The organism is Pseudomonas palleroniana, assembly GCF_022836895.1.
GTDB lineage: Bacteria > Pseudomonadota > Gammaproteobacteria > Pseudomonadales > Pseudomonadaceae > Aquipseudomonas > Aquipseudomonas palleroniana.
Genome location: NZ_CP092411.1, coordinates 1,883,744 through 1,902,447 on the forward strand (window position 1 = coordinate 1,883,744; position 18,704 = coordinate 1,902,447).

Annotated in this window: 18 protein-coding genes; 13 read left to right on the forward strand and 5 right to left on the reverse strand. The window is 59.0% G+C overall.

All coding sequences use genetic code 11. The features are described 5' to 3' along the window. Positions 1-33: 33 nt before the first annotated feature. Positions 34-1,380: a carbohydrate porin gene (locus MJP36_RS08555; RefSeq protein ID WP_090368943.1), complete on the forward strand. Its 1,347-nt coding sequence runs from the start codon at positions 34-36 to the stop codon at positions 1,378-1,380. 102 nt (positions 1,381-1,482) lie between these two features. After that, the gene (locus MJP36_RS08560; protein WP_060754127.1) at positions 1,483-2,328 is read left to right on the forward strand and encodes a D-hexose-6-phosphate mutarotase; all 846 of its coding nucleotides are present in this window, start codon (positions 1,483-1,485) and stop codon (positions 2,326-2,328) included. A 1,063-nt stretch (positions 2,329-3,391) separates the two neighbouring features. Here MJP36_RS08560 and MJP36_RS08565 read toward each other — a convergent pair. Next, positions 3,392-4,252, reverse strand: a complete 861-nt coding sequence (locus tag MJP36_RS08565; protein WP_174554056.1) for a MurR/RpiR family transcriptional regulator — start codon at positions 4,250-4,252, stop codon at positions 3,392-3,394. A 221-nt stretch (positions 4,253-4,473) separates the two neighbouring features. Here MJP36_RS08565 and zwf point away from each other — a divergent pair, with 221 nt between their 5' ends. Genes zwf through MJP36_RS08580 form a run of 3 tightly spaced genes read left to right on the forward strand, consistent with a single transcriptional unit; the run spans position 4,474 to position 7,323 of the window. Continuing rightward, positions 4,474-5,940, forward strand: coding sequence for a glucose-6-phosphate dehydrogenase (gene zwf / locus MJP36_RS08570; protein WP_161549357.1), 1,467 nt, complete (start codon positions 4,474-4,476; stop codon positions 5,938-5,940). Beyond that, positions 5,927-6,640: a 6-phosphogluconolactonase gene (gene pgl, locus MJP36_RS08575; RefSeq protein WP_060754124.1), complete on the forward strand. Its 714-nt coding sequence runs from the start codon at positions 5,927-5,929 to the stop codon at positions 6,638-6,640. Before zwf ends, pgl begins: the two co-directional genes overlap by 14 nt. A gap of 17 nt (positions 6,641-6,657) precedes the next feature. Further along, the gene (locus MJP36_RS08580) at positions 6,658-7,323 is read left to right on the forward strand and encodes a bifunctional 4-hydroxy-2-oxoglutarate aldolase/2-dehydro-3-deoxy-phosphogluconate aldolase (protein WP_060754123.1); all 666 of its coding nucleotides are present in this window, start codon (positions 6,658-6,660) and stop codon (positions 7,321-7,323) included. Positions 7,324-7,431: 108 nt separating this feature from the next. Here the strand turns inward: MJP36_RS08580 and MJP36_RS08585 are convergent, their stop codons facing one another. Further along, positions 7,432-8,607, reverse strand: a complete 1,176-nt coding sequence (locus MJP36_RS08585; RefSeq protein ID WP_244385180.1) for an aminotransferase class V-fold PLP-dependent enzyme — start codon at positions 8,605-8,607, stop codon at positions 7,432-7,434. 9 nt (positions 8,608-8,616) lie between these two features. Further along, positions 8,617-8,853, reverse strand: coding sequence for a DUF3820 family protein (locus MJP36_RS08590; protein WP_060754121.1), 237 nt, complete (start codon positions 8,851-8,853; stop codon positions 8,617-8,619). A 218-nt stretch (positions 8,854-9,071) separates the two neighbouring features. Here MJP36_RS08590 and MJP36_RS08595 point away from each other — a divergent pair, with 218 nt between their 5' ends. Next, positions 9,072-9,539, forward strand: coding sequence for a ferritin-like domain-containing protein (locus MJP36_RS08595; protein ID WP_060754120.1), 468 nt, complete (start codon positions 9,072-9,074; stop codon positions 9,537-9,539). Positions 9,540-9,641: 102 nt separating this feature from the next. Here MJP36_RS08595 and MJP36_RS08600 read toward each other — a convergent pair whose 3' ends face one another. Next, positions 9,642-10,112 (reverse strand): MaoC family dehydratase, encoded by a 471-nt coding sequence (locus tag MJP36_RS08600; RefSeq protein WP_060754119.1) that lies wholly within the window; start codon positions 10,110-10,112, stop codon positions 9,642-9,644. A gap of 65 nt (positions 10,113-10,177) precedes the next feature. Next, a complete protein-coding gene (locus MJP36_RS08605) occupies positions 10,178-11,122 on the reverse strand; it encodes an alpha/beta hydrolase (protein WP_244385181.1) in 945 nt (314 codons plus the stop codon). 234 nt (positions 11,123-11,356) lie between these two features. Here MJP36_RS08605 and fadD2 point away from each other — a divergent pair, with 234 nt between their 5' ends. The 7 genes from fadD2 to MJP36_RS08640 all read left to right on the forward strand — a co-directional run bounded on the left by fadD2 (position 11,357) and on the right by MJP36_RS08640 (position 18,703). Further along, on the forward strand, positions 11,357-13,045 hold the full coding sequence (gene fadD2, locus MJP36_RS08610) for a long-chain-fatty-acid--CoA ligase FadD2 (protein WP_244385182.1): 1,689 nt from the start codon (positions 11,357-11,359) through the stop codon (positions 13,043-13,045). Positions 13,046-13,463: 418 nt separating this feature from the next. Continuing rightward, positions 13,464-15,155 carry a long-chain-fatty-acid--CoA ligase FadD1 gene (gene fadD1, locus MJP36_RS08615; RefSeq protein WP_090368953.1) on the forward strand — a complete coding sequence of 564 codons (1,692 nt, stop codon included), beginning with the start codon at positions 13,464-13,466 and terminating at the stop codon, positions 15,153-15,155. Between the two features lie 387 nt (positions 15,156-15,542). After that, positions 15,543-15,698: a hypothetical protein gene (locus MJP36_RS08620; RefSeq protein WP_158510688.1), complete on the forward strand. Its 156-nt coding sequence runs from the start codon at positions 15,543-15,545 to the stop codon at positions 15,696-15,698. A gap of 77 nt (positions 15,699-15,775) precedes the next feature. Next, entirely contained in the window at positions 15,776-16,975 is a 1,200-nt protein-coding gene (locus tag MJP36_RS08625; RefSeq protein ID WP_199777928.1) for a YcaO-like family protein, read from the forward strand. 13 nt (positions 16,976-16,988) lie between these two features. Beyond that, entirely contained in the window at positions 16,989-17,654 is a 666-nt protein-coding gene (locus MJP36_RS08630) for a TfuA-like protein (RefSeq protein WP_158510687.1), read from the forward strand. Between the two features lie 6 nt (positions 17,655-17,660). After that, positions 17,661-18,467: an aKG-HExxH-type peptide beta-hydroxylase gene (locus tag MJP36_RS08635; RefSeq protein WP_244385183.1), complete on the forward strand. Its 807-nt coding sequence runs from the start codon at positions 17,661-17,663 to the stop codon at positions 18,465-18,467. Next, the gene (locus tag MJP36_RS08640) at positions 18,428-18,703 is read left to right on the forward strand and encodes a MoaD/ThiS family protein (RefSeq protein WP_060754112.1); all 276 of its coding nucleotides are present in this window, start codon (positions 18,428-18,430) and stop codon (positions 18,701-18,703) included. Before MJP36_RS08635 ends, MJP36_RS08640 begins: the two co-directional genes overlap by 40 nt. The last annotated feature ends 1 nt before the right edge of the window (position 18,704 follow it).

Genomic DNA, 18,704 nt, shown 5'->3' on the forward strand with positions numbered 1-18,704 from the left:
CAGTTTAATAACAATAAAGACGAGGATGTAGGGATGAAAAAGCAACACAACAACACCCGGCTGATCTGCCAACTGTCAGCAGCAGCAGCCCTTGTACTGTCCGCCAATGCGATGGCGGCCGATGCATTCAGTGCCGACTCCAAGTGGATGACCGGTGATTGGGGCGGCGAGCGGACCAAGCTGATCGAGCAAGGTATCGACATCAAGGCTGACTACGTGGGTGAAATGGGCGCCAACCTGCATGGCGGCTACAACGACGACAAGACTGGCCGTTACTCCGACCAGTTCGGTCTGGGCGTGGCGCTGGACCTGCAGAAGCTGTGGGGCTGGGACAACACCCAGGCCAAGATCCAGTTGACCAACCGTAATGGCCAGAACATCTCCAACGACCGTATTGGCGACCCGCGTGCCGGCACGCTGAGCTCGTCCATGGAAGTCTACGGCCGTGGCCACATGGTGCGTTTGACCCAGTTCTGGATCCAGCACCAGATGTTCGACAACAAGCTGGACGTGAAACTCGGCTACTTCGGCGAAGGCGAAGACTTCAACACCTTCCCATGCGACTTCCAGAACCTGTCGTTCTGCGGCTCGCAAGTGGGTAACTACGTCAACACCTGGTACAACTGGCCGGTGGCCCAGGCCGCTATCCGCTTGAAGTACAACATCACGCCAGAGCTGTATGCGCAAATCGGTGCGTACAACCAGAACCCGTCGCAGTTGGAGCACGGTAACGGCTTCAAGCTCAGCGGCAGCGGTACCAAGGGTACTGTGATTCCGGTGGAATTGGTCTGGTCGCCGAAGGTGAACAACCTGCCGGGCGAATACCGTGTGGGTTACTACAAGAGCGCGGCCGACGCCAGCGATGTACGTGAAGACGTCAATGGTAACGATGCGGCCACCACCGGCGCAGCCTACCGTCTGCGCAGCAGCAAAACCGGTTACTGGTTCGTTGCGCAACAGCAACTCACCACCCATAACGGTGATGCTTCGCGCGGCTTGAACATTGCCGCCAACGCGACCTTCCACGATAAAGACACCAACCTGGTCGATAACTACCAGTCGCTGATGCTGGTGTACAAAGGGCCATTTGATGCCCGTGCCAAAGATGACGTCGGTATTGGTATTTCCCGTATCCACGCCAACAGTGATGTGAAGAAAAACTCCGAGTTGCTCAATGAGGCGGGTGGTTTCACCGACTACAGCCAGGCGGGTTACGCGCCTCTGCGTAACACCGAGTACAACGTCGAGCTCAACTATGGCATCCACGTCACCAACTGGCTGACCGTGCGTCCTAACCTGCAATACATCAAGAACCCAGGTGGCGTCGACCAAGTCGACAACGCGTTGGTAGCGGGCCTGAAAATTCAGTCTACGTTCTAACGCTGTTGCGATAAGCTCCTTCTCTCTGTGCGCATTTTGCGGGTAGCCATGGCTACCCGCTTTTTTTGGGGCGCACTGTGATGATCTTCAGGACCGTGGCACATGCATGAGCATCCGCTGCAACGCTTTTTCAAATCCCTGCGCGAGCGTCCGGTGTTCGCCTGGGAGCGCTTTCAGATGCGCGACGTATTGGTGATCGACCATCCGCTGTGCCAGGCGGTGTTCAGTCGCCAGGGGGCGCAACTGTTGCATTTCCAGCCGCACGGCCAGAAACCCTGGTTGTGGTGTGCAGCCAAGTGGCCACAGGTGGGTGCCATTCGTGGTGGTGTGCCGGTGTGCTGGCCCTGGTATGGCCGCCATCCAAGTGAAAACGCATGGCCGTCCCATGGCTGGGCGCGGCTGATCGACTGGAAGCTGCTCGACAGCAGCAGCGACGACGATGGTGTGCGTCTGCACTGGCAATTACGCCTGTGCGACTGGCAGGTCGACTTGCATGCGCACCTGGGCGAAACCCTGGAATTGCGCCTGAGCACTGAACATCAGGACGAACTCCCTTGCCAGTTGAGCCATGCTTTGCACGCTTACTGGCGTATTGGTCACGTTGATGAGGTAGCGCTGTCTGGGCTCGATGGGGCGCAAGGTTATGACCAGCTCAACCGTCAGGTCTGCCAGCAGGAAGGTGAGTTGCGAGTGGACGGTGGCTGCCAGCGGGTGTTCCAGCATGAGGGCGAATTGCATCTCAAAGACCATGCCTGGCAGCGCGAACTGTGTATCGACACCGGCGACAGCGCGGACACCGTGGTGTGGCATCCGGGGAGCCGGCCGTTGCTGGGCGTGAGTTTCAATGAGGCGTCGGGCTTTGTGTGCGTGGAGTCGGCAATGGCCGGAGCCAGCCTGGCGCCGGGGGAGAGGGCGCATCTGAGCTTGCAGGCCAGAGCCGGAGCTTAGATCGTTCCCACGCTCCGCGTGGGAATGCATCCAGTGATGCTCCGCGTCACGACTTCCAGCAGCGGACGCAGAGCGTCCAGGGCGGCGTTCCCACGCAGAGCGTGGGAACGATCAGGTGTCATGTGTGGGCTTTAGATCGTTCCCACGCTCCGCGTGGGAATGCATCCAGTGATGCTCCGCGTCACGACTTTCAGCAGCGGACGCAGAGCGTCCAGGGCGGCGTTCCCACGCGGAGCGTGGGAACGATCAGATGTCATGTGTGGGCTTTAGATCGTTCCCACGCTCCGCATGGGAATGCATCCAGTGATGCTCCGCGTCACGACTTCCAGCAGCGGACGCAGAGCGTCCAGGGCGGCGTTCCCACGCGGAGCGTGGGAACGATCAGATGTCATGTGTGGGCTTTAGATCGTTCCCACGCTCCGCGTGGGAATGCATCCAGTGACGCTCCGCGTCACGACTTTCAGCAGCGGACGCGGAGCGTCCAGGGCGGCGTTCCCACGCAGAGCGTGGGAACGATCAGATGTCATGTGTGGGCTTTAGATCGTTCCCACGCTCCGCGTGGGAATGCATCCAGTGACGCTCCGCGTCACGACTTTCAGCAGCGGACGCAGAGCGTCCAGGGCGGCGTACCCACGCAGAGCGTGGGAACGATCAGATGTCATGTGTGGGCTTTAGATCGTTCCCACGCTCCGCGTGGGAATGCATCCAGTGACGCTCCGCGTCACGACTTCCAGCAGCGGACGCAGAGCGTCCAGGGCGGCGTACCCACGCAGAGCGTGGGAACGATCAGATGTCATGTGTGGGCTTTAGATCGTTCCCACGCTCCGCATGGGAATGCATCCAGTGATGCTCCGCGTCACGACTTCCAGCAGCGGACGCAGAGCGTCCAGGGCGGCGTTCCCACGCGGAGCGTGGGAACGATCAGATGTCATGTGTGGGCTTTAGATCGTTCCCACGCTCCGCATGGGAATGCATCCAGTGATGCTCCGCGTCACGACTTTCAGCAGCGGACGCGGAGCGTCCAGGGCGGCGTTCCCACGCGGAGCGTGGGAACGATCAGTGGCTAGTTGAATTCGTCGCCCACCGGATACCGGCTGTCATTCAAGCTCTCTTTGATCTTGCGCAGATGCGGCTGGAAATCCACCCCGCGACGCAAGGTCATGCCGGTCGCCAGCACATCCAGTACCGTCAGTTGGATGATCCGCGACGTCATCGGCATGTAGATGTCGGTGTCTTCCGGCAGCGGAATGTTAAGACTCACGGTGCTGGCCTTGGCCAGCGGTGAGTTTTCGGCAGTCACGCCCAGCACCGAAGCACCATTGCTGCGTGCGATACGCGCCACTTCCACCAGCTCGCGGGTACGCCCGGTGTAGGAAATGATTACGAACAGCTCGCCCGTATGGGCCACCGAAGCGATCATGCGCTGCATCAGCACGTCGGCATGCGCGGTCACCGCCAGGTTGAAGCGGAAAAACTTGTGCAGCGCGTCCATGGCCACCGGAGCCGAGGCGCCCAGGCCGAAGAAGTGGATCTGCCGCGCCTGGATCAGCAAATCCACGGCCTTGCTGATCAGGGCCGGGTCCAGGGCCTGGCAGGCGCTGTCCAGGGAGGCAATGGCGCTGCCGAAGATCTTCTGGGTATACGCCTCAGGGTTATCATCGGCCTCCACTGCGCGGCTGACATAGGCCGCGCCACTGGCCAGGCTTTGCGCCAACTGCAATTTCAGTTCAGGGTAACCGCTGACACCGAACGAACGGCAGAAACGGTTGACCGTCGGCTCACTGACCGAGGCGGCCTGGGCGAGGGCGGCGATCGAGAAGCGGGTGGCCTGCTGCGGGTTAAGCAGGATGACTTCAGCGACTTTGCGCTCGGCCTTGTTTAATTCTTCGAGGCGGTTCTGGATCTGTTCCAGAAGATTTCGCACGCGGTCCATTCAGTCTTTCCTTCGGGCGACGATGCAAATATTAAGGGCAGCAACCAATCGACGAGCGGCCCTTTGAGGTGGCCTATCCTACTGAGGGTAGCTGAACACCACCACTCGGAATGCGTATTTTGGGAAAATGTTGTGGTTATTACTACATTTTTCCTTGAGTGATGCCTTGAAAAAAGGTATTTGTAGCTTAACTTGATAAAAGAACAAACATCATGCCTTCGATAACCGTAGAACCCTGCACCTTTGCCCTGTTTGGCGCCTTGGGTGATCTGGCGCTGCGCAAGTTATTTCCTGCCCTCTATCAACTCGATGGCGCCGGGCTCTTGCACGACGACACGCGCATCCTGGCCCTGGCCCGTGAAGCCGGGTCCGAGCAACAGCACCTGGCCCACATCGAAAAAGAACTGCGCAACTACGTCGGCAAGGAAATGGACGAGACCGTGGCCCAGCGCTTCCTGGCGCGCCTGGTCTATGTGCATGTCGATTTCATGCAGGCTGACGACTACGTCGCCCTCGCTGAAAAAGTCGGAGGCGAGCAACGACTGATCGCCTACTTCGCCACACCGGCGGCGGTATATGGCGCGATCTGCGAAAACCTGGCCAAGGTCGGCCTGGCTGAAAATACCCGTGTGGTCCTGGAAAAGCCCATCGGCTCCGACCTGGAGTCCTCGCGCAAGGTCAACGACGCCGTGGCGCAGTTTTTCCCGGAAAACCGCACGTATCGCATCGACCACTACCTGGGCAAGGAAACCGTCCAGAACCTGATCGCACTGCGGTTTGCCAACAGCCTGTTCGAAACCCAGTGGAACCAGAACTACATTTCCCACGTGGAAATCACCGTGGCCGAGCAGGTCGGTATTGAAGGCCGCTGGGGTTACTTCGACAAGGCCGGCCAACTGCGGGACATGATCCAGAATCACTTGCTGCAGCTGCTTTGCCTGATCGCCATGGACCCACCGGCCGACCTGTCCGCCGACAGTATTCGAGACGAGAAGGTCAAGGTGCTCAAGGCGCTGGCACCGATCAGCCCGGATGGCTTGACCACCCAAGTGGTGCGCGGCCAGTACATCGCCGGCTACAGCGCCGGCAAGCCGGTGCCGGGTTACCTGGAAGAAGAGAATTCCAACACCCAGAGCGACACCGAGACCTTCGTCGCCCTGCGGGCCGATATCCGTAACTGGCGTTGGGCCGGCGTGCCGTTCTACCTGCGTACCGGCAAGCGCATGCCGCAAAAGCTGTCGCAGATCGTCATCCACTTCAAGGAACCGTCGCACTACATCTTCGCTCCCGAGCAGCGCCTTCAGATCAGCAACAAACTGATCATCCGCCTGCAGCCGGACGAAGGTATTTCCTTGCGTGTGATGACCAAGGAGCAGGGCCTGGACAAGGGCATGCAACTGCGCAGTGGCCCGCTGCAATTGAATTTTTCCGATACCTACCGCAGCGCACGCATTCCCGATGCCTACGAGCGGTTGTTGCTGGAAGTGATGCGCGGCAATCAGAACCTGTTTGTCCGCAAAGATGAAATCGAAGCCGCGTGGAAATGGTGTGACCAGTTGATCGCCGGGTGGAAGAAGTCCGGTGATGCGCCCAAGCCGTATGCGGCGGGGTCCTGGGGGCCGATGAGCTCGATTGCACTGATCACGCGGGATGGGAGGTCGTGGTATGGCGATATCTGAACTGAAACTGCCTCAGGGCGTGACGGCCCATGAGTACCGTACAGCCGCCTTGCTGGCGGATGGCCTGGCCAACGACGTGGCCGAACAACTGCGTGCGGCCATCAGTGCCCGTGGTGATGCGACCCTGGTCGTGTCCGGCGGCCGCAGCCCCGTGGCGTTCTTCCAGAGCCTGGCCAAGCAGGGCCTGGACTGGTCGAAGGTCACCGTCACCCTGGCCGATGAGCGCTGGGTGCCGGTGGAGCATGCCGACAGCAACGCCGGCCTGTTGAAGCAGCACTTGCTGCAAGGCCCGGCGGCCAAGGCCAGGTTCCTGAGCCTGTACAGCGCCGCGGCCAATCTTGAAGAGGCAGCCTTGCAGGCCGATCGCTTGCTGGGCGAGTTGCCAGCCATTGATGTGCTGGTGCTGGGCATGGGCGATGACGGCCACACCGCGTCGCTGTTTCCCAACAGCCCGAACCTGAGCGACGCCCTGCAACCCAACGGTACCCGCCGTTGCTGGCCGATGTTGGCGCCGACCGTGCCGCACCAGCGCCTGACCATGAGTCGCGCCTTGCTGTCCACGGCGAACTACACCGTACTGTCGATTGCCGGCAGTTCGAAATTGACCACCTTGAGCGCCGCGCTGGCCAGTGATGACATTGCTGCCATGCCGATTCGCGCGTTTTTGCAACCCACTCTAGAGATTTACTGGTGCCCATGAGCCAAGGATCAGCCGCTATGAACAGCCCTCAACCGACCGTATCCATGGCGGATAAAGTTGCCCTGATCGACAGCCTCTGCGCCAAGGCGCGGATTCTGCCGGTGATCACCATCGCCCGCGAACAGGACATCCTGCCGCTGGCCGATGCCCTGGCAGCCGGTGGTTTGACCGCATTGGAAGTGACCTTGCGCTCCGAGTTCGGCCTCAAGGCCATTCAGGTCTTGCGCGAGCAACGCCCGGAACTGTGCACCGGTGCCGGCACCGTGCTCGACCGTCATATGCTCGAAGCGGCCGAGGTGGCCGGTTCGCAATTTATCGTCACCCCCGGCATTACCCGTGACCTGCTGGAAGCCTCGGTGCACAGCCCGATCCCGCTGCTGCCAGGCATCAGCAACGCCTCCGGCATCATGGAAGGCTATGGCCTGGGCTATCGCCGCTTCAAGCTGTTCCCCGCCGAAGTCAGCGGTGGCGTTGCCGCGATCAAGGCCCTCGGTGGCCCGTTCGGCGAAGTGAAATTCTGCCCGACCGGCGGTGTTGGCCCGGCCAACATCAAAAACTATATGGCGTTGAAAAACGTGATGTGCGTGGGCGGTAGCTGGATGCTGGACCCTGAGTGGGTCAAGAACGGCGACTGGGCCCGCATCCAGGAAGTTACCGCGCAAGCGCTGGCGCTGCTGGATTGATCCGCTTTTACTGAATCGTTGTTGCTGTGCTTAACGGCATTTTTGCGGTGCACTTGGTCGGTGCGCCGCTTTTTTTTGCCTGAAAAACCTGCTGCCAACCCCACATTTTTAATCTGTGCTCAGTTCGGTAATGGCGTCGACCAGGGCATCGATGTCCGCCGCCGAGGTCGCCAGGCCGGGCGTCACGCGTATGCAGGTGCCAAACGCAGCGCCGACGCGAGTCGTGGTGAACAGGCCGTAATCCTTGAGCAAGCGGTCCGCCATCACCTGCTGGTCCCGCCCTATGAACTTGAATGCCGTGATCCCGCAATACAGCCGCGGATCATCCGGCGTCAGCACTTCAATCCCCGGCAATGGCCGCACCCGGCTCACCCACAGATCCCGCAGGTAATTAACGCGCGCACCCTTGGCGGCGGCGCCACCCAGGTCGCGATGTTCTTCAAGCACCAGCGGCAGCGTCATCAGTGCCGGAAAGTTCGGCGTGCTGTAGGGCGTGCGTGCGCGTACATCCGTGCTGGGGTAGTGGAATTCGCCCATGTCCGGATCGATATCCGCCAGGCGCTCGGGAGCGATGTAGAGAAACCCCAACGTCAGCGGTGCGCCGATCCATTTGTGCAGGTTGAAGCCGGCGAACTGGATGCCCAGCTCGGCCAGGTTGAACTCGATCTGGCCCAGCGCGTGGGCCCCGTCGAGGATCACGTCGATGCCTTGCTCGCGTGCAGCCTTGGCGATCGCCGCAACGGGCATGACCAGGCCGGTGCGGTGGGTAACGTGGGTCAGCGCCATCAGCTTTAAACGCGGGTACCGGCTGAAGGTCTCGCGATAGGTCTGTAGCAGGCTGTCGAAACTGGCCGGGTGGGTGTGGGACACCTCGATCACGTCCACGCCGCGATAACCCGCCAACCACCGCATGGCGCCCTTGACCGTGTCGTACTCCAGGTCGCTGATCAGCACCTGATCGCCCGGCTGCAGGCGATTGTAGTTGCGGATCAGCGACTGCAAGGCCTCGGTGGCGTTGCGCGTGAAGGCGATGGATCCAGGTTCGGCATCGATCAGCCCGGCCAGTTGGCGGCGTATCTCGACGTTTTCGCCTTGTTCGAACTGCTGGCGAACATGCACCGAGTTACTGCGATTGATAAAGGCGACGTGCTCCAGGTATTGCGTACGCACCGCACGGCTCATGCGCCCGAAGTAACCGTTTTCCAGATTGATCGGACCGGGTTCCAGCTCATAGCGCTGGGCGATGGTGTGCCAGTGGTGTTCGTTGTGTGCATTCCGTGGCATGGCGAGGCTCTAATGGCGAGGGGCGGGTTTACCGTGTTTCACGCGTAGCGGTTCGAGTAGGTCGGACAGACCGTTGTGGTCGATTTCCTGCATCAATGCCAGTAAGCCACCCAGCTCGCCATGGGGGAAACCTTCGCGGGCGAACCAGTTGAGGTAGGGCCCCGGCAGGTCGGCAATGATCCGTCCCTTGTATTTGCCAAAAGGCATTTCGCGGGTGATCAGCAGTTCGAGTTTTTCCGGGTTCATGAGCATCAAGCGATTGAGGGGAGAGCCTGAAAAATACAGGTATTTTGCATGAAGGCCAAATGACAGATCATGCAAATAACGTCCATACAGATGGTTCAATATTTCGTAACTAATTGAAAATTAAACAGAATTTTTTATTGAAAAACTTGGCACGGGCGCTGCAATACCTCATGCAAGCTTTAAACAAGCTTCTTTAAACCTGCCCAAGGAATTGAAAAATGACTGACATCAATAAAGAATCGATCTCCGTACTCAATGACCTGATCGAAACCAGCATCGACGGTCAAAAAGGTTTCAAGGAGTGCGCTGAAGACATCAAGCACCCAGAACTCAAGGCATTGTTCGCCAAGCGTTCTGTCGATTGCGGTACAGCCGCTGAAGAACTGAAAACCGCCGTGCGTGCGCTGGGCGGCGATCCGGAAAACTCCGGTAGCGTAGCCGGTGCACTGCACCGTGGTTGGGTCGACGTGAAGTCGATGGTGACCGGTAAAGATGAGGAAGCTGTGCTGAACGAAGCCGAGCGCGGTGAAGACCATGCCCTCAAGGCTTACCGGGAAGCGATCGAGAAGATCAACAAGCACAACCTGCTGGGTATTCGTGACCTGGTTGAGCGTCAGTACCACGGCGTACAGCGCAACCACGACCAGGTAAAAGCCCTGCGTAACCAGGCTCGCGCCCAGTCGTAAGTGCTGCTGGGGGCTTGCTCCCCCAATAAAAAGAGGGTCAGTCACTTTATCGGGTGACTGACCCTTTTTTATTGGGAGCAAGCCTGTGTAAGGGCGGGCTTGTCAGCCGATGCTGATCGGCGGCAGCGCTGTCAGGGTCACGACCTGTTGCTTGCGCGGTGCAAGAATTTCCGCCTCGCCGTCCACTACCAACTCATCGTTCTGGTTGAACACGCGGGTGGCGATACGTACACGAAATTTCGGCAGTTTCTCGAGGATTTCCAGGCGCACGGTCAGGGTGTCGCCGATTTTCACCGGTTTCTGGAAGCTCATCTGCTGGCCGATATAGATGGTGCCCGGCCCAGGCAACTCACAGGCTACCGCCGCGCTGATCAGGGCGCCGCTGAACATGCCGTGGGCAATGCGCTCCTTGAACATGGTGGCCTTGGCGTACTCGGCATCCAGGTGCACCGGGTTGTGATCGCCGGACATCGCGGCGAACAACTGGATATCCCGCTCTTCGACGGTCTTGCTGTAGCTGGCGGTCTGGCCGACTTCGAGGGCTTCGTACGGGGTGTTGGTAACCTGGGTCATCTAGGGGTGCATCCTGTGGCTAATCGGTAAATTAATTGGCTGATTTTAAACGACTTATCAAGAAGTTACTCGCAGCGGGTCGGCCGGCGTAAAGTCAGCGCCTGTTCGAGCCACGTCAGCACATCCGCGGTGACTTCATCGCGGTTGGTTTCATTGAATACTTCGTGACGCGCCTGCGGGTAGATATTCAATTGCAGGTGCTGGCAGCCGGCCTCACGCAGGGCACGGGCCAGGCTTTTGAGACGCTTGCCCTCGCTCACCGGATCACATTCGCCACCTATTACCAGAATCGGCAGGCCCGGATCGATCTGGGCGAGATTGGACGCTTTGCTGATTTGCTGCAAGCCGCCCAGCAGGTCGATCCACAATTGGTTGGTGCAACGGAAACCGCACAGCGGGTCGTTGACGTACTTGTCCACTTCATCCGGATCACGGCTGAGCCAGTCAAACACCGTACGGTTGGGCTTGAATGCCTTGTTGAATGAGCCGAACGATAAAAAGTCGATCAGTGCGCTGCGCCCGCGCAAACCCTGGCGCGCGCGCTCGATGCGTGCGATCACCCTGGCGGCACGGTACAACGCCACGGGCTGGAAATTCGACCCGCTGAGAATCGCCCCATCCAGGCTGGCGCTGTGGTGCAACAGGTAGGCCTGGGCGATATAGCTGCCCATACTGTGACCCAGCAGAATGATCGGCAGCCCCGGCTGTTGAAGGGCGATGTGCTGGTTGAGACTGGCCAGATCGCCGACGACTTTGTTCCAACCGTCATGCTCGGCGTACAACCCCAGGGTGCCTTCATCCGCCGTACGGCCATGGCCACGCTGGTCCGGCGCATACAGCCCGTAACCGGCTGCGCACAGGGCCTGGGCCAGGCGTGCGTAGCGACCACTGTGCTCGGCCATGCCATGGGACAGCATGATGATGGCCCGGGCAGGGCGGTCCGGCAGCCATTGATTGACGTACAGGCGGCTGTGGTCATTCGCGGTCAGCCAGAAGGTGCAGTGGTTCATGGCGCTTCCTTTGCTCGGGGTCGATGCAATGTATAGCTCATTCGCCGAGGGCCGGACATCTGCCTACGCCTCAGAGACAAGATTCATACAATCAATGAAACGGTTTGGCGTATTTGCCTGGTTGGCCATAGCTGCTAACGTCCCCAAAGCTCCGCTTTTTATAGCAGCCTGCTTTTTCATCACTGCAGTGATCGCTACAGCGGCCGGACATACTCAGGTAAGGGGACAAGAATAATGCAACCTGATTTCTGGAATGACAAACGCGCGGCGGGCGTTTCCAATGATATCGACCTCACCAGCTACAAGTCGGTGATCGAAGTCTTCGAGCGTTCCTGCAAGGCCTTTGCCGACCGTCCGGCATTCAGCAACATGGGCATTACCCTGACCTACGCCGAGCTTGAGCGCCAGAGCGCGGCGTTCGCCGGTTACCTGCAGCAGCATACCGACCTCAAGCCGGGCGAGCGCATCGCGGTGCAGATGCCCAACGTGCTGCATTACCCCATCGCTGTGTTCGGTGCATTGCGCGCCGGGCTGATCGTGGTCAACACCAACCCGTTGTACACCCCACGCGAGATGCGCCACCAGTTCAAGGATGCCGGCGTGCGTGCGCTGGTCTACCTCAACCTGTTCGGCTCGCGCGTGCAGGAGGTGTGCAGCGACACCGAGATCGATTACCTGATTGAAGCCAAAATGGGCGACTTCATGCCCGCCGCCAAAGGCTGGCTGGTCAATACCGTGGTCGATAAGGTCAAGAAGATGGTCCCGGCCTACAACCTGCCTCGGGCCGTGTCCTTCAAGCGCGCTTTGCGCATGGGCGCGGGCCTGGGCGTGACGCGTCACCCGGTGAGCCTGGATGACATCGCGGTGCTGCAATACACCGGCGGCACCACCGGCCTGGCCAAGGGCGCGATGCTTACCCACGGCAACCTGGTGGCGAACATGCAACAGGTGCGGGCCTGCATGTCCCAGGTCACCGATGACGGGCAGCCGCTGGTGAAGGAAGGGCAGGAAGTGATGATCGCGCCGCTGCCGCTCTACCATATCTACGCCTTCACGGCGAACTGCATGTGCATGATGGTGACCGGCAACCACAACGTGTTGATCACCAACCCGCGGGATATCGGCGGCTTCATCAAGGAATTGAAGAAGTGGCGATTCTCCTGCCTGCTGGGGCTCAACACGCTGTTTGTCGCACTGATGGACCACCCGGATTTCAAGACCTTGGACTTCTCCCACCTGAAGATCACCAACTCCGGCGGCACCGCCCTGGTCAAGGCCACGGCCGAGCGCTGGAAGGCGCTCACCGGGTGCTCCATCGGCGAAGGTTACGGCCTGACCGAAACCTCACCCGTGGCGAGCACCAACCCTTACGGCAGCCTTTCGCGGCTGGGCACCGTGGGGATCCCGGTGCCGGGCACCGCCATGAAGGTCATAGACGATGACGGCCATGAGTTGCCATTGGGCGAGCGGGGCGAGTTGTGCATCAAGGGCCCGCAGGTCATGAAAGGCTACTGGCAACAGCCGGTAGCCACTGCCGAGACCCTGGACGCCGAGGGCTGGCTCAAGACCGGCGACATTGCGGTGATCGACACCGATGGTTTCGTCAGCATTGTCGACCGCAAGAAAGACCTGATTATCGTCTCGGGTTTCAACGTCTACCCCAACGAGATCGAAGACGTGGTGATGGCGCACCCTGCGGTGGCCAACTGTGCGGTGATCGGCGTGCCGGATGAGCGTACTGGGGAGGCCGTGAAACTGTTCGTGGTGGCACGTGCCCAGGGGGTTAGCCTTGAAGAGCTGAAGGCGTACTGCAAGAACAACTTCACGGGGTACAAGGTGCCCAAGCATATCGTGCTGCGCGACTCGTTGCCGATGACGCCGGTGGGCAAGATCTTGCGGCGCGAGCTTCGCGATATCGCCTGATTTGAAATGAGCTCTATGTGGGAGGGGGCTTGCTGTGGCGAGCAAGCTTGCTTGCGCTGGGGGGCGAAGCGGCTCCATACAGCCGGAGACTGCTGCGCAGTCAACGGGAGCAAGCTCCCTCGCCACAGCAAGCCCCCTCCCACATTGTTTTAATTTTCCCTGAAAAGCTTATTCCAGAGCCTTTCTCCCGGTTATTCGGTGACTATTTCAAGTGTGACCAAATATTGTAGGACAGTCGTGTTTATGACTGTAGGGCTCTCTTTTGGCTCTAGGCGGCCCTTGGCAAAGCTGCTACTCTCGGCGCGCTTTGTGACTTCTCGGCCTGCTTGAAAGCGCCAGACTCACCTAAAAAAACATACACCAATAATAATCGCATCAAATGCGATGATGAATTCGCGTCGCTGAGGAGTGGGCTTCCATGAACGAAGACTTTTGGAAGGATAAGTACCCCGCCGGGATTGCTGCACAAATCAATCCAGACGAGTATCAGAATATTCAGGCGGTACTGAAACAGTCCTGCCAGCGCTTCGCCAACAAACCGGCTTTCAGCAACCTGGGCAAGACGATCACGTACGGTGAACTGTACGAATTGTCCGGCGCCTTTGCCGCCTACCTGCAACAGCACACCGACTTGAAGCCTGGCGACCGAATCGCCGTGCAACTGCCCAACGTCCTGCAATACCCGGTCGCGGTATTCGGCGCCATCCGCGCCGGCCTGATCGTGGTCAACACCAACCCGCTGTACACCGCGCGGGAAATGGAACACCAATTCAATGATTCCGGGGCCAAGGCCCTGGTCTGCCTGGCCAACATGGCGCACCTGGCGGAAAAGGTCGTACCCAAGACCTCCGTCAAGCACGTGATCGTCACTGAAGTCGCTGACCTGTTGTCGCCGTTCAAGCGCCTGCTGATCAACAGCGTCATCAAGTACGTGAAGAAAATGGTCCCGGCCTATCACTTGCCCAAGGCGATCAAGTTCAACGACGTGCTGGCCAAGGGGCAGGGGCAACCGGTCAACGACGTCAGCCCGGCCAGTGGCGATGTGGCCGTTCTGCAGTACACCGGCGGCACCACCGGCGTGGCCAAGGGCGCGATGCTGACCCATCGTAACCTGGTCGCCAACATGCTGCAGTGCAAGGCGCTGATGGGCTCCAACCTCAACGAGGGTTGCGAGATCCTGATCACGCCGCTGCCGCTGTACCACATCTACGCGTTCACCTTTCATTGCATGGCGATGATGTTGATCGGCAACCACAACATCCTGATCAGCAACCCACGCGACCTGCCGGCGATGGTCAAGGAACTGTCGAAGTGGAAGTTCAGCGGTTTTGTCGGGCTGAATACCTTGTTCGTGGCGCTGTGCAATAACGAAGGCTTCCGCAAGCTGGACTTCTCTGCACTCAAAGTCACCCTGTCGGGCGGCATGGCCTTGCAGCTCGCCGCCGCCGAACGTTGGAAGGCCGTCACCGGCTGCAACATCTGCGAAGGCTATGGCATGACCGAAACCAGCCCGGTGGCCACGGTCAACCCGAGCCAGAGCATTCAGATCGGGACCATCGGTATTCCGGTACCGTCGACGGTATGCAAAGTCATCGCCGACGACGGCGCCGAGTTGCCGCTGGGCGAAACCGGCGAGCTGTGCATCAAAGGCCCGCAGGTGATGAAGGGGTATTGGCAGCGCGAAGACGCCACCGCCGAGATCCTCGACAGCGAAGGCTGGCTGAAGACCGGTGACATCGCGATCATCCAGCCGGACGGCTACATGCGCATTGTGGACCGCAAGAAGGACATGATTCTGGTCTCCGGTTTCAACGTCTACCCCAATGAGCTGGAAGACGTGCTGGCAGCCCTGCCGGGCGTGCTGCAATGCGCGGCCATCGGCGTGCCGGACGAGAAGTCCGGGGAACACATCAAGATCTTCATCGTGGTCAAGCCAGGGGCCACCCTGACCAAGGACCAGGTGATGGAGCATATGCGCGCCAACGTCACCGGCTACAAGGTGCCCAAGGCCGTCGAGTTCCGCGATGCGTTGCCGACCACCAACGTGGGCAAGATCCTGCGCCGTGAATTGCGCGATGAAGAGCTGAAGAAACTCGGCCTCAAAAAGTAAGCTCTCCAGCGGCTTCAACAGACCCGTACTTCGATGAAGTACGGGTTTTTTATTGGGTGCTGTTTAATGTGCTGCTTGTTTTCGTTAGTTGCATATAGCCACCACTGTGGAAAAAACATAAATAAAGGGTTTTTTAGCCCTCCCAACCCAAGTGACAAAAGTTTCATGTTTTCCGATTAGCCGCCAGCCCTGCTGGACTTGCGTCCCTCCTTGAAGAAATTTACACCGATGGACCTACCAAATCTTGTAGTTGAGCGTCGTCGTCGAGTGCTCTAAAACTCTCAGGGCTGTTTTAGGGGCGACACAATGTCGCATTGGTTTTTCGAATGCGTCAGCCCCCGAAAAGTGATAGCCGATAACGGCATTCTATTATTCGAGGAAATAACCATGAATAACGCAACTAACGAAACTTTCGCACTCGACGCTTCTGCTGTAGATGCCTTTGCCGACATCCTGAACGATGAAGGCCAAATGCGCGCTGGCTTCGTTATTCACGAATCAAACAACAATATCTCCGCTGATATTGAAGATACCGCTAAGTAATACACTGCGTGCTATTCGGCTGATCGAATAGCACGCAACTAGCGATCAGGAATTCAACGGGCCACTTTATGTATCGCATGACTTCAAGTTTGCGCAAGGCATCATTGTCCGACACGTTGGGCCATGCCAGGAAACTTGCCCTGGAGTTTGGTATTACGCGGGTCACCAATACCACTTGGCTGGATAAGATTGGTATTCCGGTGTTTGCCAGTATTCGTCCCGATGCCGTTGAGGGCTCGCTCTGTGTCAGTGCCGGTAAGGGCATGCGCATGGAAGAGGCGCGAGTCGGTGCCTACATGGAAGCCATCGAGTTTGCGATCGCCGAATACCGTAATCGAAACATCGAGGTTTTTGTCTCAACACCCCGCAAGGTCGCGGCTCAAGCCGGCTTTGCCTACGATTTCGTTGATTTTTGCCCGATCCTCGGGGCGCCGATCGACCCTGACGGGCCATTGGCCTGTGTCCATGCGCAGGATATTGCCACCGGGCAAACATTCGCAGTACCGGCCGAGCTGATCTTTTCGCCATTCAGCGAAAATCAGTACCAGCGTATTTTTGGCACCAGCACCAACGGCCTCAGTTCCGGCAACACCGTGGATGAGGCCAGCGTGCATGGCATCGCTGAAATCGTCGAGCGCGACGTGCAAGCCTTCAATTTCATGAAAGACACCTCGCGGCACGTCTTGCGCGATTGTCCGGTCGAAACCCTTGACCCGTTGTTCGCCAGGGTTGAGGCCGCCGGGCTGAGCGCCGTTGTGCGCTATACCCCCAGCGTGATCGGGCTGCCGTATGTGCAGGGGTTCATCATGGAGCCGTCCGACGATGCGCCCATTGCGATCTCCTGTGGTTCGGGCCTGCATTTGTGCCGTGATATTGCGGCCGTCCGGGGGCTCGCCGAAGCCGCGCAGTCGCGGCTTTCCTATATCCACGGTGGCCGGGATGACCTGATCGAGCGTTTCAAGTACTTCAGCGCCAGTGATCGCCAGGCCGAGCTCGACGCCGTTGCGCGCTTGCGCGGCCACGTCAACGACACGCGCCAGGCCATTGCCTACTCCGACATCGAGGACGCCAACGCGCAGATCCACAGCATTGATTCAGCGCTGGAATGTTTGCTCCAGCGTCTGCGCGACGCGGGGTTTAGTCAGGTTCTGCGGGTGGTGCTGAGTAAAAATGATTCACCGTTGGCGGTGGTCAAGATCGTTATCCCAGGCATGGAGTCGTTCCAGCCGGCACTCAAGCGTGCAGGTCCTCGCCTGTCGCGCTATATCGCACGCTAGGGTAGGAGCAAGCATGAAGCTGCATTTATTCGTAGGGCCAACGGCATCCGGAATGGAGCAGGCCCTGGCCGGGCAGAGTGAGGTGGTAGTGCATGCGCCCGCCAGGCGCGGCGACATACAGACACTGGTTGCGCAGTACCCGCAGCCGGGCTGTATCGCCATTGTGGATGGTACGTTCCACAGCTTCCCTTCCGTGGGGCATATCGAGATCCGCCATGCCATCCAGCGGGGCTGGAAAGTATGGGGCTTGGCATCCATGGGGGCGATCAGGGCGGGCGAAATGCGCCTTCTTGGCATGCAAGGCTACGGGGTTGTCTATGGACACTATCGCGATGATCCGGAGTTCGACGACGATGAAGTCACGCTGGTGCATGAAATTGATGCGCCGTATCGCGCGATGTCCGAACCGCTGATCCATCTGCGTGGGTTTGTCAGTGCGTTGCAAAACCAGCAGAAAATTTCTGCGCATCACGCGCAGGCCATCATCCAGGATCTGAAGGAACGCTGGTACGCCGAGCGAACCTTGTCCCGACTGAAAAAGCTGTTACTGGCCACCGATCAAATGACGCGCCAGGCAGTGGATGAGGCGTTGGCTGGTTTCAACGAATTCCGGGTCAAGAGCCAGGATCTGCAAGGCTTTCTCACGTCTCGGTGCTGGCACGCCGAATCGGCGGGTTGACGGCTGATGACCCCAAGCACTTTTTTCCAGACGATTGGCGGCCTGCCTTTTATTGATGAGGCTGTGCGACCGGCGACGCTGTTGACTGCCGTCGCCTGCAGCCGGCGTAACGCAGCTCCGCAGGCCCATGGCGCTTTGACCGATTATCTGGAGCCGGGCAATGCGCGTGCGCTGTTCAAGCGTTTGGCCACTAGCCAGGTCGAGGAGTTCGACTCGACGGAATGTTCGGCTTTGGAGCAACAGGAAATCTATACGGCCACGGCCCGAATCTGCGAAGTGAGCCCTACCTGGCGTGGTTTTTTCAACATCCCCATTCGTTACCGCAAGCTGTTGCAACGCATGAGCAGTTCCACCAGCGCATTGATTCCCCAAACCATTTACCTGGGCGAGCAAGCCTTCGATTCGGCCATTCCGCTGGAAGAGACCCTCGTGCATGAGCACGCGCATATCTGGCTCAACTTCGTGATGGAGGTCTATGACCTGCAAACGTCGCAAGCGCCCAGGGACTATGTGCTGCCCTCGGGCACGCCTGGCAAGACATTGCGGGGGGTGATGGCGGCCGCACATTTTGCCGCCGCCGCCTTGAAGTATTACCGCTGTTTGCACCCTTCGACGCCGGACACCAAACGCCAGGTGTACCTGCAACGCTATGTGGCCGGTTGCCTGGAGACTGCTGCCGAACGCCCGTATTTCACGCCGATGGGGCGATTAGTGTTCAACGCACTGACCGACTGCCATCACGATCTGATTGTGTACCCGCAAGGAAACCAGCCATGCCCCAAATCATTATTGCCAGCCAGTTCGCAGACCTGACCAATGGTCGCAAAACCTGGGCGTTACCCTGCGCCAATGCCCTGCAACTGATGGAGGGGCTGCGTGTCGACGAGCCCCTGTTGTACAGCGCCATCGTTGAGGGCGATTACCGCCTCAAGCCGTTTATCAGCCTGGTGATCGATGACATTCCTTACGCCGATGAAGAACAGTGGAGTGAGATTCCCCTGAACGCTCATTCCACAGCACTGATCATCAGCGCCGTGGCTGGAGGCTGAT

Excerpts from the sequence above, each read along its gene's own strand:
- MJP36_RS08555 (WP_090368943.1), top strand. The coding sequence starts at position 34 with ATGAAAAAGCAACACAACAACACCCGGCTGATCTGCCAACTGTCAGCA.
- MJP36_RS08560 (WP_060754127.1), top strand. The coding sequence starts at position 1,483 with ATGCATGAGCATCCGCTGCAACGCTTTTTCAAATCCCTGCGCGAGCGT.
- zwf (WP_161549357.1), top strand. The coding sequence starts at position 4,474 with ATGCCTTCGATAACCGTAGAACCCTGCACCTTTGCCCTGTTTGGCGCC.
- pgl (WP_060754124.1), top strand. The coding sequence starts at position 5,927 with ATGGCGATATCTGAACTGAAACTGCCTCAGGGCGTGACGGCCCATGAG.
- MJP36_RS08580 (WP_060754123.1), top strand. The coding sequence starts at position 6,658 with ATGAACAGCCCTCAACCGACCGTATCCATGGCGGATAAAGTTGCCCTG.
- MJP36_RS08585 (WP_244385180.1), bottom strand. The coding sequence starts at position 8,607 with ATGCCACGGAATGCACACAACGAACACCACTGGCACACCATCGCCCAG.
- MJP36_RS08590 (WP_060754121.1), bottom strand. The coding sequence starts at position 8,853 with ATGAACCCGGAAAAACTCGAACTGCTGATCACCCGCGAAATGCCTTTT.
- MJP36_RS08595 (WP_060754120.1), top strand. The coding sequence starts at position 9,072 with ATGACTGACATCAATAAAGAATCGATCTCCGTACTCAATGACCTGATC.
- MJP36_RS08600 (WP_060754119.1), bottom strand. The coding sequence starts at position 10,112 with ATGACCCAGGTTACCAACACCCCGTACGAAGCCCTCGAAGTCGGCCAG.
- MJP36_RS08605 (WP_244385181.1), bottom strand. The coding sequence starts at position 11,122 with ATGAACCACTGCACCTTCTGGCTGACCGCGAATGACCACAGCCGCCTG.
- fadD2 (WP_244385182.1), top strand. The coding sequence starts at position 11,357 with ATGCAACCTGATTTCTGGAATGACAAACGCGCGGCGGGCGTTTCCAAT.
- fadD1 (WP_090368953.1), top strand. The coding sequence starts at position 13,464 with ATGAACGAAGACTTTTGGAAGGATAAGTACCCCGCCGGGATTGCTGCA.
- MJP36_RS08620 (WP_158510688.1), top strand. The coding sequence starts at position 15,543 with ATGAATAACGCAACTAACGAAACTTTCGCACTCGACGCTTCTGCTGTA.
- MJP36_RS08625 (WP_199777928.1), top strand. The coding sequence starts at position 15,776 with ATGACTTCAAGTTTGCGCAAGGCATCATTGTCCGACACGTTGGGCCAT.
- MJP36_RS08630 (WP_158510687.1), top strand. The coding sequence starts at position 16,989 with ATGAAGCTGCATTTATTCGTAGGGCCAACGGCATCCGGAATGGAGCAG.
- MJP36_RS08635 (WP_244385183.1), top strand. The coding sequence starts at position 17,661 with ATGACCCCAAGCACTTTTTTCCAGACGATTGGCGGCCTGCCTTTTATT.
- MJP36_RS08640 (WP_060754112.1), top strand. The coding sequence starts at position 18,428 with ATGCCCCAAATCATTATTGCCAGCCAGTTCGCAGACCTGACCAATGGT.